The following is a 14901-nucleotide window of genomic DNA, read 5'->3' on the forward strand; positions in this document are numbered from 1 at the left end:
CGCCGGGGCGATGACGCCCGCTCAGCGGGGCAGCGGCCGGCGGCGACGCGGCCCTCGCAGGCGCAGCGCGGCCAGGCCCTGCGGCTGGCGGATCAGCACGACGAGGATCAGCAGGCCCAGCAGGACGCGCAGGGCGATGTCGAGCCGGCCGGGATCGACGGCCTCGCCCAGCACGGCCGCGCCCAGGCGCGAGAGCAGCAGCGGCAGCAGCACGAAGAAGGCGGCCCCCAGGAAGGCGCCGCGCAGCGTGGCCAGGCCGCCGATCAGCACGATGAAGAGGATCTGCAGCGAGCGGTCCAGGTTGAAGCCGGCCGGCTCGACGATGCGCAGGTAGACCAGGGCCCACAGCACACCGGCCAGGCCGATCACGAAGGACGCGATCGCGAAGACCTGCAGCTTGCGCAGGCCGACGGGCACGCCGATCACGCGGGCGGCCAGTTCGTGGTCGCGCAGGGCGATCAGCTGGCGGCCGGCCGAGGTGTGCAGCAGCCGGGCCACGCCGCCGAGCAGCAGCAGCACCAGGCCGAGCGCGAACAGGTAGCGCGCCGCGGGCGTGTCCAGCGTCCAGGGGCCGAGCTGCAGCGGCGGCGCAGGCACGACGCCGGAGGGCTGGTCCAGGCTGAACACACCGTGGCGCGTCAGCGCCCAGGGCACCGCGAACTGCAAGGCGAGCGAGGCCACCAGCAGCTCCAGGCCGCGCAGGCGCAGGCTGGGCAGGCCGGCGAGCAGGCCCAGGGCGGCGGCCGCCAGGCCGGCCCCCAGCAACACCGCCGGCAGGGGCAGGCCCGGCCAGCGCAGCAGCAGGTTCAGGGCGGCATAGGCCCCGACCGCCATCAGCGCCGCGCTGCCCAGCGAGAGCTGGCCGGCATGGCCGCTGAGCAGGTTCAGGCCCAGGCCGGCCAGGGCCAGGGCCAGGCCCGGCAGCAGCAGGGCCTCGATCAGGTAAGGCGGGGCCAGCAGCGGCAGGGCCAGCAGCGTCAGCCCGCCCAGGCCGGCCAGCAGGCTGCCGGGCCGGTCCGCGGGAAGCAGGCGGGCGGCCATCAGACGCGCTCCACCCGGGTCGAGCCGAACAGGCCCTGCGGCCGCAGCAAGAGCACGCCCAGCGCCGCGGCGTAGGCGAACCAACCCTCCAGGCCGCTGCCCAGCACGGGCCCGAGGTAGACCTCGGCCAGCTTCTCCAGCGCGCCGACCAGCAGACCGCCGACGACCGCGCCGGCCAGCGAATCGAAGCCGCCGATCACCAGCACCGGCAAGGCCTTCAGCACGACGAGCGAGAGCGAGAACTGCACGCCGAGCCGCGCCCCCCACAGCAGGCCGGCCACCAGGGCGATCGCCCCGGCCACGGCCCAGACCAGGGCCGCCAGCCGCGGCAGGCGCAGGCCGATGGCCTCGGCGGCGTAGGGATCGTCGGCCACCGCGCGGAAGGCCAGCCCGAGACGGGTGGCGTGGAAGAGCAGCAGCAGGAGCAGCACCAGGCTGCCGGCGACCGCAGCGGCCACCAGGTCCAGGCGCGAAAGGAGCAGGCCGAAGGCCTCGATCGGCCGGTCCTCGACGCCGAGGTCGAGGGCATGGACCTCGGTGCCCCAGGCCAGCTGGGCGGCACCTTCGAGCACCCAGGCCACGCCCAGGGTGGCGAGGAAGAGGGTGAGCGGAGGCTGGTGCGCGAGCGGGCGCAGCACGAGACGCTCGATCGCCAGGCCCAGCGACAGCATCAGGACCAGGGTGAGCGCAAAGGCCAGCGCGGGCGAGAGGCCGCGCTCGACCAGCGAGACATAGCTCAGCGCCGCCAGCAGCACCTGCGCTCCCTGGGCGAAGTTCAGCACGCCCGAGGCCTTGTAGATCAGCACGAAGCCCAGGGCGACGAGCGCATACATCACGCCCGACAGCAGGCCGCCCAGCAGCACCTCGGCCAGGAAGAGGAGCTCGCCGTTCATGCCGGACCTCCGCCCAGGTAGGCGGCCACCACGGCGGGGTCCTGGCGCACAGCCTCGGGGGCCCCGCTGGCGATGACGCGGCCCCGGTCCAGCACCGTCAGGCGGTCGGCCAGGGCGAGCACCCAGGCCAGGTCATGCTCGATCAGCAGCACGCCGAAGCCCTCGCGGGCGCGGGCCTCGCGGATCAGCGCGGCCAGGGCCGGCTTCTCCTCGGCCGGCACGCCGGCCAGCGGCTCGTCCAGCAGCAGCAGGCGGGGCCGCGCGATCAGGGCGCGGGCCAGTTCGACGCGCTTCTTCAGGCCGTAGGGCAGGGTCGCCACCGGCCGGTCGGCCACCTCGGCCAGGCCCAGCTGCTGGATCAGCGCCTCGGTCAGCTGCCGGGCCTCGGCGGCCTCGCGGCGCGCGCGCGCCAGGCCGAGCCACTGCGCGAAGAGGCCGGCGCGCTCGGCCGCGACACGGCCCAGCGCGATGTTGGCGCGCAGGTCCAGGCCGGGAAAGAGCGCCAGGTTCTGGAAGCTGCGCGCGACACCGAGGCGCGCCAGGCGCGCGGTGGGCACCCGCCGGAAGCGCTGGCCGCCGAGCTGCACGCGGCCTGCGCTGGGGCGGTAGAGGCCGCTGATGATGTTCAGGAGCGAACTCTTGCCGGCGCCGTTGGGGCCGATCAGGGCGTGGATCTCGCCGGGCTGCACCGCCAGGTCCACCCCTTCAAGGACCTGCAGGCCGCCGAAGCGCAGGCCGATGCCCTGCAGGGCCAGCACCGGCTCGACCGCAGCACGGCGGGCGACGGCGTCGCTGCGCTCCCCGCGCGGCACCGCGGGGGACCAGGCCAGGGGCAGGCTCATCGAAAGAGCCTCAGGCCGGCTGGGCGATGCCGACGGCGGCGGTGGCCGCCTGGGCGGCCTCCAGCTCGCGGACCAGCGGCAGCACCTTGGCCCCGAAGTACTCGACCTCCTCGATGAAATGCAGGAAGCCGGTCAGCACGAGGTCGACGCCGACCGCCTTGAGCGCCAGGATGCGCTCGGCGATCTGGCGCGGCGTGCCGATCAGATTGGTGCGGAAGCCGTCGTTGTACTGGACCAGGTCCTCGAAGGTGGAGCGGGCCCAGTTGCCCTCGCCTTCGGGCGAGGCCTTGCCAGCCTGGGTGACCGCTTCGCCGAAGGCCTTCACGGCATCCACATGGGCATGCTTGAGGATGTCGGCCAGCACCGCCTGGGCCTCTTCCTCGGTGTCGCGGGCGATCACGAAGGCGTTCACGCCGATCCGCACGCGGTGGCCGTTGGCCTGGGCCTTGGCCTGGATGTCGTCGATCTGGCGCTTGAGCTCCTCCGGCGTGTTGCCGTTGGTGAAGTACCAGTCCGAGACGGTGGCCGCGTTGTCGCGGGCGGCCCGCGAGCTGCCCCCCTGGAAGATCTCCGGATGCGGCTGCTGCAGCGGCTTGGGGCTCAGGGTGTAGTCGGTGAAGCGGTAGAAGTCGCCGCGGAAGCTGAACTTGTCCTGGGTCCAGATGCCCTTGAGGGCCTGGATGAATTCGCGCGAGCGGCGGTAGCGCTCGTCATGCTCCAGCCAGTGCTCGCCGATCGCGGTGAACTCGCCCTTGAACCAGCCGCTGACGACGTTGATGCCGATGCGGCCGCCGGAGATGTGGTCGATGGTCGCGATCTGCTTGGCGACCACGGCGGGATGCCAGGGGCCGGGCAGCAGGGCCGCCAGCACCTTGAGCCGGGTCGTCGCATGCAGCAGGGCCTGGCTGAAGGACACCGATTCATGCTGGTATTCGGCGCCATAGCCGGCGGTGAATCGGATCTGGGTGAGCGCGTACTCGAAGCCCGCACGCTCGGCGGTCTGGGCCAGCTGCTGGTTGTAGGCCAGGCCCCAGTCGGTACGCTGCGGGAGGGTGCTGACGACCAGGCCGCCGCTGACATTGGGGACCCAGTAGGCGAACTTCAGCGCATCGCGCTGCGGGGCAAGGGGCTGAACCATCGGGGAGCTCCGGCAGGGAATTCGGGACCAATCGGGAAGGCGGGCCGGGCAGGCGCCGCCCGGGTTTCAGCGCAATGCGCATGCCGCGGGCCGGACTTTCGAGAAATCAAGCACTTGCGAAGGGCCGGCGGCCAGGACTGCCCGGTCGCGCCCGGCTGGCTGCGGATGCTTTGCTGCTGGGGCAGCAACCGTTCAGTCTCCGCAGGCCCTTGCGTGCTTTTCTTGGGCGGCCGTGAAAACCATCTGCGGAAGCCCTTGCGGCTTATGCCGAAAGGGTTCTCGTGCTGCTGCATCAGCAGATCCAGCACATCGCTGGGCCGGTCTCCAGCATGTTTTCGCGGGTTTTCCGGCCCAGACCGCCGAAAACCCCATGGCACGGCATCTGCGGATTCCCGAGCGATTGCCCGGGGTTTCGCCTGCAGCGGCGACCCCGATCGATTCCATGAGCTTCCTGCCCGGCCGGCCCCGGGTCGGGGCCCGTGACCCCGCCCTGCCCGACCGCGGCCTCCGGCCCGGTCCGACCGCCTGAAAGGACGATCCATGACCCATCCTGTTTCCGACCCCCGCCCCGCCGCGGCGGCGCCAGCCGCCGTCGGCGTGCCCGGCCCGGCGCTGCCGGCCGCCCCCGCCCACGTGATCCGCAGCGAGGCCGAGGCCCTCGACGTGGCCCGCCGCCTGGCCGCCGAGTTCGCCCGCGACGCCGCGCTGCGCGACCGCGAGCGCCGCCTGCCGCGTGCCGAGCTCGACGCCTTCTCGCAGAGCGGCCTGTGGGGCATCACCGTGCCCAAGGCCTACGGGGGCGCGGGCGTGTCCTACCGCACGCTGGGCGAGGTCATCCGCATCATCTCGGCGGTCGACCCCTCGCTGGGGCAGCTGCCGCAGAACCATCTGGTCATCGTCGAGCACATCGCGCTCGACGGCAGCGAGGCGCAGAAGCGCTTCTTCTTCGACCTGGTGCTGCGCGGGGTGCGCTTCGGCAATGCCTTCTCCGAACGCAGCAGCCGCACGGTGGCCGACTTCCAGACCCGCTTCGCCGCCGACGGCGAGGGCTATGTGGTCAACGGCACCAAGTTCTTCTCGACCGGTGCGCTGCTCGCGCACTGGGTGCCGATCGTCACCGTGAACGCCGAGGGCCTGCCGCATCTGGCCCTGGTGCCGCGGGATGCGGCCGGGCTGACGGTGGTCAACGACTGGTCGAGCTTCGGCCAGCGCACGACGGCCAGCGGCACGGTGCTGATCGACAACGTGCGCCTGCCGGCCGAGCACCTGGTGCCGATCTTCCAGGCCTTCGTGCGGCCGACGGTGGCGGGCCCGGTCTCGCAGTTCATCCAGGCCGCGGTGGATGCCGGGATCGCGCGCGGCACCATCGACGAGACCCTGCAGTACGTGCGCGAGCATGCGCGGCCCTGGATCGACGACAGCGGCTCGACCTCGGCCACGCAGGATGTCTACACGCTGCAGCAGGTCGGCGACCTCAAGCTGCGCCTGCACGCGGCCGAGGCCCTGCTGGATCGCAGCGCCGAGGCCATCCAGCAGGCCGCGGAGGCGGCGGACGAGGCCCGCGTGGCCGCCGCCTCGATCGCGGTGGCCGAGGCCAAGGTGCTGACCACGGAGATCGCGCTGCAGGCGGCCAACAAGCTCTTCGAGCTGGCCGGCACGCGCGCGACGCTCGAGGAATACAACCTCGACCGCCACTGGCGCAATGCCCGCACCCACACCCTGCACGACCCGGTGCGCTGGAAGTTCCGCCACATCGGCGAGTACTACCTGAACGGCAAGAACCCGCCGCGTCATCCCTGGCTGTGAGGCCGTCGCCCCCCGCGCACGATCCCGCGCCGGGGGCTGCAAGGGGTCGGCTGCGGCGCGGTTACAGCGCTTACGCCGACCCCGTGCATCGAATATCGATGGAGCGAACGGTCGATTCCCGGCTGACAGCCGCCTGATGAGAATCGCCCGCCCGCCGCCTGAATCCTCCCGTCCGCCCCGCGCCCCACCATGACCGCCCCCCTGGCCCCTCCCTCCGCCCCCGTGGCCGATGCGGGGACCCACCGTGCCCGCCCCCTGCAGATCGCCGACGCGCTGGCCCAGCAACTTGCGCTGACGGTGGTCGAGCGCGACCAGCGCGGCGGCACGCCCAAGGCCGAGCGCGATGCGCTGCGGGCCAGCGGCCTGCTGACCCTGAGCATCCCGGTGCGCCTGGGCGGCTGGGGCGCGAGCTGGAGCGAGACGCTGGAGGTGGTCCGCCACCTGGCGCGGGTCGACAGCTCGATCGCCCACGTCTTCGGCTTCCACCACTTGATGCTGGCCACCGTGCGCCTGTTCGGCCAGCCGGCCCAGTGGGAGCCCTGGCTCGCGCAGACCGCACGCCACGCCTGGTTCTGGGGCAATGCCCTGAATCCTCTGGACGAGCGGACCGTGGCCAGCGCCCGCGGCGACTGGCTGGAGTTCAGCGGCCAGAAGAGCTTCTGCTCCGGGGCGCTGGACTCGGAGATGCTGATCGTCTCGGCCCATGCCGCGGCCGACAGCCGCCTGCTGGTGGCCGCGCTGCCGACCGGCCGGCAGGGCATCCACCTGTCGCCGGACTGGAACAACATCGGCCAGCGCCAGACCGACAGCGGCAGCGTGACCTTCGAGAAGGTCCGGGTCGAGCCGCACGAGCTGCTGAGCGACCCCGGCCCGCTCTCGACGCCCTACGCCTGCCTGCGGCCGCTGCTCGCCCAGCTGGTGCTGAGCCACATCTACCTCGGCATCGCCGAGGGTGCGTTCGCGGACGCGCGCCACTACACGCTGAACGAGGCCCGCCCCTGGCATCTGGCCGGGGTGGAGCGGGCCGCCGACGATCCCTATGTGCTCGGCCAGTACGGCAGCTTCTGGGTCGGCCTGGAAGGCGCACGCCTGCTGGGCGAGCGTGCGGCCGAACGCTTCGACGCCGCCTGGGAGCGCGGCCCCACCCTCAGCGCGGCGGACCGTGCCACCTTGGCCGTGGCCGTGGCCACGGCCAAGGTGGCGGCCAGCGAAACCGGGCTGGAGCTGTGCGGGCGCATGTTCGAGGTGGCCGGGGCGCGGGCGACCCACGGCGGCCTGCGCCTGGACCGCCATTGGCGCAACCTGCGCACCCACACCCTGCACGATCCGGTGGCCTACAAGCTGCGGGAGCTGGGCGCCTGGGCGCTGCAGGACCATCCCCCCGTGCCGAGCTTCTATTCATGAGTCCAAGTCCCGCCACGCCCCTGGTGCTCGATCCCGTGCTGGAGCAGCGGCCGCCGCTGCTCGGCGGAGCGGCGCGCCGCCTGAGCCTGCCGCCGCGCCGCGCGGGTGCCCAGGTCTTCGCCGACCCGCAATCCATCGCCCTGCTCAAGCGCGTGCAGCGGGTCGCCCCGAGCGAGGCCAATGTGCTGGTGCTCGGCGAGACCGGCACCGGCAAGGAGTGGATCGCCCGCCATGTGCACGACCTCAGCCACCGCCGCCACGGCCCCTTCGTCGCGGTGAACTGCGGGGCCTTCTCGGAAAGCCTGGTCGAGAGCGAGCTCTTCGGGCATGAGAAGGGCGCCTTCACCGGCGCCTTCGGGGCCAAGGCCGGCTGGTTCGAGGCGGCCAACGGCGGCACCCTCTTCCTCGACGAGATCGGCGACCTGCCGCTGTCCATCCAGGTCAAGCTGCTGCGCGTGCTGCAGGAGCGCGAGGTGGTGCGGCTGGGTGCGCGCAAGAGCGTGCCGATCGACGTGCGCCTGATTGCCGCCACCCATGTGCGGCTGGAGGAAGCCGTGGCCGCCGGGCGCTTCCGCGAGGACTTGTTCTACCGCCTGCACGTGGTCCACCTCGCGCTGCCGACCCTGCGCGAGCGGCCGGGCGACATCCTGCCGCTGGCCCGCCACTTCATCGAAAGCTACCGCGAGCGCCTGGGCTACGAGGCGGTGCGCCTGGAGCCTGCGGCCGAGCGGCGCCTGCTGGAGCACCCCTGGCCCGGCAACATCCGCGAGCTGGAGAACGTGATCCACCACGCGCTGCTGATCGGCCGCGGCGGCACGCTGCGCGCCGAGGACCTGCAGCTCTCCGAGCTGCAGCTCAGCCGGCGGATGGCCCGGGACCCGGGCCCCGCGCAGGCCTCGATGCAGGGGCTGGAAGACGCGCTGCGACGGCTGTTCAACGAACCGCAGGAGCGGCTGTTCGAGCGCATCGAGGACAGCGTGATGAAGACCGCCTTCGAGTTCTGCCACCGCAACCAGGTGCAGGCGGCGCGGCTGCTGGGCATCAGCCGCAACATCCTGCGCGCCCGCCTGATCCGGGGGCGGGAGATCAGCGCGGCGAAGTGAGCCCGTCGCTCGCGGCCAGCCGCGCCTGCACGGCCGCCGGCAAGCCGGCGGGCACGGCGGCCGTCGGGCCGGCCGGATCGGCACGCAGCGCGTGCAGCAGCCGGTCCAGCGCGTCCGGCTGCGGCAGCACCGGGCCGAAGAAGCGCGGTCGGTCGCCCTGCAGCACGAGCAGGCTCGGGAAGGTCTCGATGTCGAGGTCGCCGAGGTGGTCGGCCTCGTCCTCGACGTCCAGCCAGTGGAAGCTCAGGCCGGGCGCGGACCGGCGGGCGGCAAAGCCGGGCTGGTAAGCCTCGCAGACGCGGCACCAGGCCGCGCAGAGACAGATGACGCGCCAGGCCGGCGCGGAGCCCTCGGGCCGCACGACGACCCGGCCTCAGAAGGGGATGTCGTCTTCCAGGTCGTCGAAGCTGCTGGCGGCCGGCTTGGGCGCGGGGGCCGGGCGCGGCGCGGGCGCGCGGGCGGCCGGGGCGCGGGCCGGGCGGTCCTCGTCGCCGCCGCCATAGCCACTGCCGCCGCCGCGGCTGTAGCCGCTCCCGCCGCCTTCGTCGCCGCCGCCTTCACGACCCCCGAGCAGCTGCATGGTCTCGCCGACGATCTCGGTGGTGTAGCGGTCGTTGCCGTCCTTGTCCTGCCACTTGCGGGTCTTGAGGCGGCCTTCGATGTAGACCGGGCGGCCCTTCTTCAGGTACTCACCGGCGATCTCGCCGAGCCGGTCGTAGAGCACGACCGAATGCCATTCGGTTTCCTCGACGCGCTCGCCGGACTGCTTGTCCTTCCAGTTGCGCGTGGTGGCGATGCGCAGGTTGGCCACGGCGGAACCGCTGGGCGTGTAGCGCACCTCGGGGTCGCGGCCGAGGTTGCCGAGGACGATGACTTTGTTGACGGAGGCCATGGCGCAGATCCAGCGAGCTTGAAAACGAAGCACCCGCGCAGTCGACAGGGACGGGGCGCGGGCGGATGCTTGATGATAAGTCGGGCCGGTCGGCCGCCGCCCCCCGCAGGGGCGGCCCGGGCGGGGCGGCGGGCCGGCACGGTCCGCAAGGGACACTCGGGCCTTTCCCGCGTCCGCTGCCCGCCGTGCCCTCCCCTGCCGCCTCCGCCCCCTCCCTCGCTGCACCTGCCCTGGCGGCCATCCTGCACGAGGTCTTCGGCTACCCGGCCTTCCGCGGGCCGCAGGCGGAGATCGTGGCCCATGCCGCGGCCGGCGGCGACGGCCTGGTGCTCATGCCCACCGGCGGCGGCAAGAGCCTGTGCTACCAGATCCCGGCCATCGCCCGGCACCGCGCGGGCCTGGGCGTGACGATCGTGGTGAGCCCGCTGATCGCGCTGATGCACGACCAGGTGGGCGCGCTGGACGAGGCCGGCGTGCCGGCCGCCTTCCTGAACTCCACCCTGGACGGCGCCGAGGCCGCACGCATCGAGCGGGCCATGCTGGCCGGCGAGCTGGTGCTGGTCTACGTGGCGCCGGAGCGCCTCTCGACGCCGCGCATGCAGGCCCAGCTCGACGCGATGGCCGCGGCCGGGCGCCTGTCGCTGTTCGCGATCGACGAGGCGCACTGCGTGAGCCAGTGGGGCCACGACTTCCGCGAGGACTACCTGGCCCTGTCGATGCTGGCCGAGCGCCATCCCGGCGTGCCGCGGCTGGCGCTCACCGCCACGGCCGACGCCCACACCCGGGCCGACATCCTGGAACGCCTGGCGCTGCAGGACGCCCGGGTCTTCCTGAGCAGCTTCGACCGGCCGAACATCGCCTACCGCGTGGTCGAGAAGGACGAGCCGCGCCGGCAGCTGCTGGCCTGGCTGCGCGCCGAGCACGAGGGCGAGGCCGGCATCGTCTACTGCCAGAGCCGCAAGAAGGTGGAGGACACCGCGGCCTGGCTCAGCGCCGAGGGCATCCCCGCCCTGCCCTACCACGCCGGCCTGGACGCCGGCCTGCGCCAGCGCCACCAGGACCGCTTCCTGCGCGAGGAGGGCCTGGTGATGGTGGCGACCGTGGCCTTCGGCATGGGCATCGACAAGCCGGACGTGCGCTTCGTCGCCCACCTGGACCTGCCCAAGAACATCGAAGCCTATTACCAGGAGACCGGCCGCGGCGGCCGCGACGGCGAGCCGGCCGAAGCCTGGATGGCCTACGGCCTGGCCGATGTGGTGCAGCAGCGCCGCATGATCGACGAAGGCCCGGCCGACGAGACCTTCAAGCGCCTGCAGCGCGACAAGCTGGACGCCCTGCTGGCCCTGGCCGAGGCCACCGACTGCCGCCGCGTGCGCCTGCTGCGCTATTTCGACGAAGGCAGCACGCCCTGCCAGCCCGGGCTGCAGCAGCTCTGCGACAACTGCCGCCAGCCGCCCGCCACCTGGGACGGCACGGAGGCCGCGCGCAAGCTGCTCAGCACCCTGCTGCGCATCCAGCAGCATGCGCGCGACACCGGCCGCGGCGCCCGCGCCTACGGCGCCGGGCATGTGATCGACATCCTGCGCGGCAAGCGCAGCGACAAGGTCGCCCAGACCGGCCACGAGCAGCTCAGCACCTGGGCCATCGGCGCCGACCTGGCCGAGACCCAGTGGCGCAGCGTGCTGCGCCAGCTCATCGCCCTGGGCCATGTCCTGGTCGAGGGCGAGTACCAGACCCTGGCCCCCAGCGAAAGCGCCCGCGCCGTGCTGCGCGGCGAGGTGGCCCTGCACCTGCGCCAGGCCGCCGAAGCCGTGCGCGGCCGGCCCAAGGCCGGCGGCGGCGGCGCCCGCCGCACCGCCCTGCCCCCTGTCGACCTGGACGCCGCCGGCCGCGAGCGCCTGGCGGCCCTGAAGGCCTGGCGCGGCGAGGTGGCCCGCGAGCACAACCTGCCGGCCTACATCGTCTTCAACGACGCCACCCTGCTCGACATGGCCCGCCGCGCGCCGGCCACCCTGGACGAGCTGGCCGAGGTGCACGGCGTCGGCGCCAAGAAGCTGGAAGCCTACGGCCGCGAGCTGATCCGCGTGCTGGACGCGGCGGCGGGCGGCTGAGGCCGCAGCCACCGCGGGGGCTCAGCGCGCCGGCAGCCAGAGCTCGAACACCCCGGCCGTGCCACCGGGCAGGGTCACGGTGCGCAGGGCCGGCCGGCCGAGGCCTCGGGCCAGGGCGGCCCGGACCGTTTCGGCCTGCTCGATGTCGCCCCCGCTGGGCAGGATCAGGGTGGGCTCGCGCCAGGCGATGCGTGCATCCAGCACCAGGGTCTGCACGCCGGGCAGCCAAAGGGACGGCCTCTCGGCCCCGGGGGCCGCTGCCGCGTCTGCGGCCAGGGCCAGCCGCAGGGCCTCGGCCTGCCGCCGGCCAGCCTCGTCGGCCACCTGCAGGTAGACCGTGGCCTCGGGCCCGCCCGGCAGCCGGGGGCTCGGGGCCACCGGCTGCGGCTGCGCGCGACCCTGGGCATAGGCGACATTCGGCTCGCCCGCCCAGCCCCTCAGCGGCGGGCGGGTGAAGGGCCAGTCCAGGGTGCGGCACAGGGCATGGCCGCCGCCGACCTGCAGGGTGTCGCGCCAGGCCTGGCGGCAGGCGGCGACCGCCGGGTCGACGGGCGCCGCGCACAGGGCGCGGATGCGGGCCTGCAGGCGCGCAGCCTCCGGTCGCGGCAGCTCGCCGGCGGTCGCCGCATCCCAAAGCTGTACGAAGCCCTGGGCCGCTTCGGCATCCAGCTGGCAGCTCGGGGCCGCATGCAGCAGCCGGTGGTTCTCGGCCAGCCGATCGAGCAGCTGCTGCTCGGCCGCCGTGGGCCCGGCGGGCCGGGCGGCCGGGGGCGGGGCCGACGGGGTGAGCCAGCCGATCAGGCCCGTCAGCAGGCCGGCTCCGAGCACGCCGCCCGCGGCCAGCCGGGCCGAGGCCCGCCAGGGCGACGGGCCACCCGGGGTCGCGGCTTCGGGGGCAGCCGGCACCGGCGGCACCGGGAAGGCGATCGGCGTGCTGGGCGGGGCCGGGCGCTCCAGGCGCCCGTCCAGCGGCGGGGGATCGGCCAGCGGCGGGACCGGTTGCGCCCAGCCCGGCACGGCAGCCAGCCAGTCCGGGCGAAGGGCCTGTGCGAGGTCCAGACCCAGGCGCTGGTAGGCCTCCCACTGGGCTTCGGCGAAGAACTGGTCGCCGGTGGTCTCCTGGGGGAAGCTGGGGTTCTCGCTGGCATAGCCGAGCAGGGCCAGGTCCAGGCCCGGATGCAGGGCCGGCTTCAGCACGAGCAGGGTGCCGACCTTCTTCGGTCCGGCCTGGCTGCTGCCGTAGACGATGCGGGCCATCAGCAGGCCGCGCTCGGTGCCGCGGTCGGCCAGCTCACGGGGTGACAGCAGCTCCAGCGCGCTGTCGGCCGGCAGCCCGGCGAGGGCACGACGGGCCTGGGCCCGGTCGTAGAAGGCGATGTCGGCATCGAAGTCGATGCGCGCCTTGCGGACCATGTTCTGCAGGTCCTCGTAGGCATAGCGTGGATCGGCCCCGGCATCGACCAGCACGATCACGTCGAGCTGCCGCTTCAGCAGCGGGTAGACGCCGGTGTTCTCGAAGTGGCCGCCGTCGCTCAGGTACCAGCGCAAGCCCGAGGGCCCGTGGAAGCTGGCGAGGGCCTCCTGCAGGAGAAGCCGCCACTTCGGGAAACGGCCCCCGGCACGGGGCGGGGTCCCGGCGGACACGGCCCCCGGCGGCGGGCGGCGCCACACCCCGAGCCGCGCCCCCAACAGGAAGAGCAGCAGGGCCCAACCGCGGCTGGTTAGCGCGCCGGCACCGGGCGCAGCGGCGGCCCCGGAGATGGCCACCCAGTGGCCGAGGGTGTCGGCCTCGGGGCAGAGGGTTTCGCCCTGCAGCTCGCGCAGCGGCCAGGCGATGGGGGGCTCGGCGCCCAGTTCGTGATGGAGCGCACTGACGCTGAACATCAGGCCCTTGCGGTCGGCATTCCAGCGCTTGTCGTCGACGGTCTGGTTCAGGCAGGTGTTGACGAGATGGATCGGCAGCCCGGGCGGGCGGCGGCCGCTGACCAGCCAGCCGTCGTCCCCGGCCAGCACCTGATCGACCGGCGCCACCTGCTCGCCCAGCAGCGAGCCCAGGCAGGTCGAGGCCGGGGTGTGCTGCGGCTGCGCGGCAGCGTCGGCTCCGGGCGCCTGCTGCGCCTCGGCCCAGGCGGTGTCGAAGCGCCGCGGGTTGCCGACCGCCAGGAAGGCCCGCACCAGGCGGTCGCGGTAGAAGGCGTGCAGGGAGATGGCGTTCGGCGTGTCCTCATGCCCTGCGGTGATGCCCACCCACAGCCAGGCGGTCGCGGCCACCGCCAGGCAGCGCAGCACCGCGGTCTCGTCCGCGTCCAGGCCCGGCCCGGACAGCCAGGGCAGCGCAGGCCCGGCCTCGATCCAGGCCTGCAGGGCCGTCATCCACAGCAGCAGCAGCAGGGCGCCGGCCAGCAGGCCGACGACGTTGAGCAGGCGGCGGCCGAAGGCCGGGCTGGCCGGGTCCTTGTCCTGGCGCTTGGCCAGCCAGGAGGCGGCCGTGCGCAGCACCAGCAACAGGCCTCCGGCGCCGGCGCCGCTCCACAACCAGTCGGGGTCGGCACGCAGGGCCTGCATCAGCTCCCAGGCGCCACGCTCCAGTGCGCCCAGGGCCAGCAGGACCAGCGCCGTGAGCGTGGCGCGGCTCATCCAGAGGGTCAGGCGGTCGCGCATCTGCGCAAGCTGCAGGGCCGGCACGCGGCCGGTGGCCCGGGCCGCTTGCGCAAGCAACCACTGCACGCGCGCCGAGGCGAGGGTCAGCACCAGCCCGAGGTAGGCGAAGGTGGCCAAGCCCAGGCGTTCGGCCAGCGCCGGCGTGGCACTGCTCCAGCCCCGCCAGGCGAAGAAGGCCGCGGCCAGGGTGAGGCCCAGCAGCGGCGCGAACAGCAGCAGCAGGGCGATGCCGGGCTGCCTGGGGCGCCCGGGGCGCAGCTGCCAGAAGCTGGCGTAGAGGCTGATGATCACCGGCAGCACCAGCAGCGCGGCCATCAGCCAGTAGGGCGAGCCCATGCCGGCCAAGGCTGGCGGATCGGCCCGGGGACTGGCATGGCGCAGCAGCACCATGGGCATCAGCAGCAGGCTGCCGGCGGCCAGGATGAGCGCGCCGACCTCCAGCTGGATGGCCACCCAGGCCCGCAGCACATGGGCGATGACCACGGCGAAATCGTGCGAGCCACCGGGGCTCAGGTAGCGGCCGTTGGCCCGCAGCCAGGCCATCAGCACCGAATCGCCGCGCTTGAGGGCCTGCTCGGCCTGGGGCCAGCCCAGCGCCTGGATCAACCGCATCAGCATCGCACCGATGTAGCCGCCGCCGGAGACGGTGGACAGGTAGTCGAAGCGCCGCAGCAGGCCCTGGCCGGCCAGGCCGCGCAGCACGCCCAGCGCGAAGGTCGCGCTGCGGATGCCGCCGCCGGACAGGGCCAGGCCGACGCGCGGCTGCCGCTGCAGCACGGCCGCCTGCGCAGCGTCTGCGCCCTCGGCCGCGCGCCGCTGCTCGAACAAGGTCAGGGCCTCGGGGTCGACGGCACAACGCCGCCGGCACAGGGCCTCGTCCTCCCGCCTGCGCCAGTCGTCTGCGGGCTGCACTGCGCCCGGGTCGATTGCATCCATCGCACGCCTCCCTTCGCCGCCATCGGCCGGGCCAATCTAGGCCGATGGCCCGCGGCCGGCGAGACGCCCGGATG

Annotated in this window: 11 protein-coding genes; 4 read left to right on the forward strand and 7 right to left on the reverse strand. The window is 73.7% G+C overall.

Translation table 11 applies throughout. The features are described from left to right. Positions 1–21: 21 nt before the first annotated feature. The 4 genes from H4F90_RS12860 to sfnG are packed head-to-tail and all read right to left on the reverse strand — an operon-like array spanning position 22 to position 3914. On the reverse strand, positions 22–1041 hold the full coding sequence (locus H4F90_RS12860) for a branched-chain amino acid ABC transporter permease (RefSeq protein ID WP_182665232.1): 1020 nt from the start codon (positions 1039–1041) through the stop codon (positions 22–24). Then, a complete protein-coding gene (locus H4F90_RS12865) occupies positions 1041–1934 on the reverse strand; it encodes a branched-chain amino acid ABC transporter permease (protein WP_182665234.1) in 894 nt (297 codons plus the stop codon). The genes H4F90_RS12860 and H4F90_RS12865 overlap by 1 nt, the downstream gene beginning before the upstream one ends. Beyond that, positions 1931–2776: an ABC transporter ATP-binding protein gene (locus tag H4F90_RS12870; RefSeq protein WP_182665236.1), complete on the reverse strand. Its 846-nt coding sequence runs from the start codon at positions 2774–2776 to the stop codon at positions 1931–1933. Before H4F90_RS12870 ends, H4F90_RS12865 begins: the two co-directional genes overlap by 4 nt. Before the next feature lie 10 nt (positions 2777–2786). After that, positions 2787–3914 carry a dimethylsulfone monooxygenase SfnG gene (gene sfnG / locus H4F90_RS12875; protein ID WP_182665238.1) on the reverse strand — a complete coding sequence of 376 codons (1128 nt, stop codon included), beginning with the start codon at positions 3912–3914 and terminating at the stop codon, positions 2787–2789. A 540-nt stretch (positions 3915–4454) separates the two neighbouring features. On the opposite strand from sfnG, the gene H4F90_RS12880 reads away from it, so the two are divergent. The 3 genes from H4F90_RS12880 (at position 4455) to H4F90_RS12890 (ending at position 8227) form a co-directional block, all read left to right on the forward strand. After that, positions 4455–5720 carry an SfnB family sulfur acquisition oxidoreductase gene (locus H4F90_RS12880; RefSeq protein WP_182665240.1) on the forward strand — a complete coding sequence of 422 codons (1266 nt, stop codon included), beginning with the start codon at positions 4455–4457 and terminating at the stop codon, positions 5718–5720. A gap of 189 nt (positions 5721–5909) precedes the next feature. After that, entirely contained in the window at positions 5910–7124 is a 1215-nt protein-coding gene (locus H4F90_RS12885; RefSeq protein WP_182665242.1) for an acyl-CoA dehydrogenase family protein, read from the forward strand. Further along, positions 7121–8227 (forward strand): sigma-54 interaction domain-containing protein, encoded by a 1107-nt coding sequence (locus tag H4F90_RS12890; protein WP_182665244.1) that lies wholly within the window; start codon positions 7121–7123, stop codon positions 8225–8227. Before H4F90_RS12885 ends, H4F90_RS12890 begins: the two co-directional genes overlap by 4 nt. On the opposite strand, the gene H4F90_RS12895 is transcribed toward H4F90_RS12890, so the two are convergent. Continuing rightward, positions 8211–8588, reverse strand: coding sequence for a cytochrome P450 family protein (locus H4F90_RS12895; RefSeq protein ID WP_182665246.1), 378 nt, complete (start codon positions 8586–8588; stop codon positions 8211–8213). The two genes, H4F90_RS12890 and H4F90_RS12895, sit on opposite strands and share 17 nt — an antisense overlap. Positions 8589–8600: 12 nt before the next feature. Then, the gene (gene ssb / locus H4F90_RS12900; RefSeq protein WP_182665248.1) at positions 8601–9119 is read right to left on the reverse strand and encodes a single-stranded DNA-binding protein; all 519 of its coding nucleotides are present in this window, start codon (positions 9117–9119) and stop codon (positions 8601–8603) included. 176 nt (positions 9120–9295) lie between these two features. Here ssb and recQ point away from each other — a divergent pair, with 176 nt between their 5' ends. Further along, on the forward strand, positions 9296–11230 hold the full coding sequence (gene recQ / locus H4F90_RS12905; protein ID WP_235972200.1) for a DNA helicase RecQ: 1935 nt from the start codon (positions 9296–9298) through the stop codon (positions 11228–11230). Between the two features lie 21 nt (positions 11231–11251). On the opposite strand, the gene H4F90_RS15670 is transcribed toward recQ, so the two are convergent. Then, positions 11252–14827: a patatin-like phospholipase family protein gene (locus tag H4F90_RS15670; RefSeq protein ID WP_235972191.1), complete on the reverse strand. Its 3576-nt coding sequence runs from the start codon at positions 14825–14827 to the stop codon at positions 11252–11254. Positions 14828–14901: the final 74 nt, after the last annotated feature.

The sequence above is a fragment of the Aquariibacter albus genome (genome assembly GCF_014145335.1).
Classification (GTDB): domain Bacteria; phylum Pseudomonadota; class Gammaproteobacteria; order Burkholderiales; family Burkholderiaceae_C; genus Aquariibacter; species Aquariibacter albus.

Bases quoted from the DNA above. Each gene is read 5' to 3' on its own strand.
- H4F90_RS12860 (WP_182665232.1), bottom strand. From the start codon at position 1,041: ATGGCCGCCCGCCTGCTTCCCGCGGACCGGCCCGGCAGCCTGCTGGCC.
- H4F90_RS12865 (WP_182665234.1), bottom strand. From the start codon at position 1,934: ATGAACGGCGAGCTCCTCTTCCTGGCCGAGGTGCTGCTGGGCGGCCTG.
- H4F90_RS12870 (WP_182665236.1), bottom strand. From the start codon at position 2,776: ATGAGCCTGCCCCTGGCCTGGTCCCCCGCGGTGCCGCGCGGGGAGCGC.
- sfnG (WP_182665238.1), bottom strand. From the start codon at position 3,914: ATGGTTCAGCCCCTTGCCCCGCAGCGCGATGCGCTGAAGTTCGCCTAC.
- H4F90_RS12880 (WP_182665240.1), top strand. From the start codon at position 4,455: ATGACCCATCCTGTTTCCGACCCCCGCCCCGCCGCGGCGGCGCCAGCC.
- H4F90_RS12885 (WP_182665242.1), top strand. From the start codon at position 5,910: ATGACCGCCCCCCTGGCCCCTCCCTCCGCCCCCGTGGCCGATGCGGGG.
- H4F90_RS12890 (WP_182665244.1), top strand. From the start codon at position 7,121: ATGAGTCCAAGTCCCGCCACGCCCCTGGTGCTCGATCCCGTGCTGGAG.
- ssb (WP_182665248.1), bottom strand. From the start codon at position 9,119: ATGGCCTCCGTCAACAAAGTCATCGTCCTCGGCAACCTCGGCCGCGAC.
- H4F90_RS15670 (WP_235972191.1), bottom strand. From the start codon at position 14,827: ATGGATGCAATCGACCCGGGCGCAGTGCAGCCCGCAGACGACTGGCGC.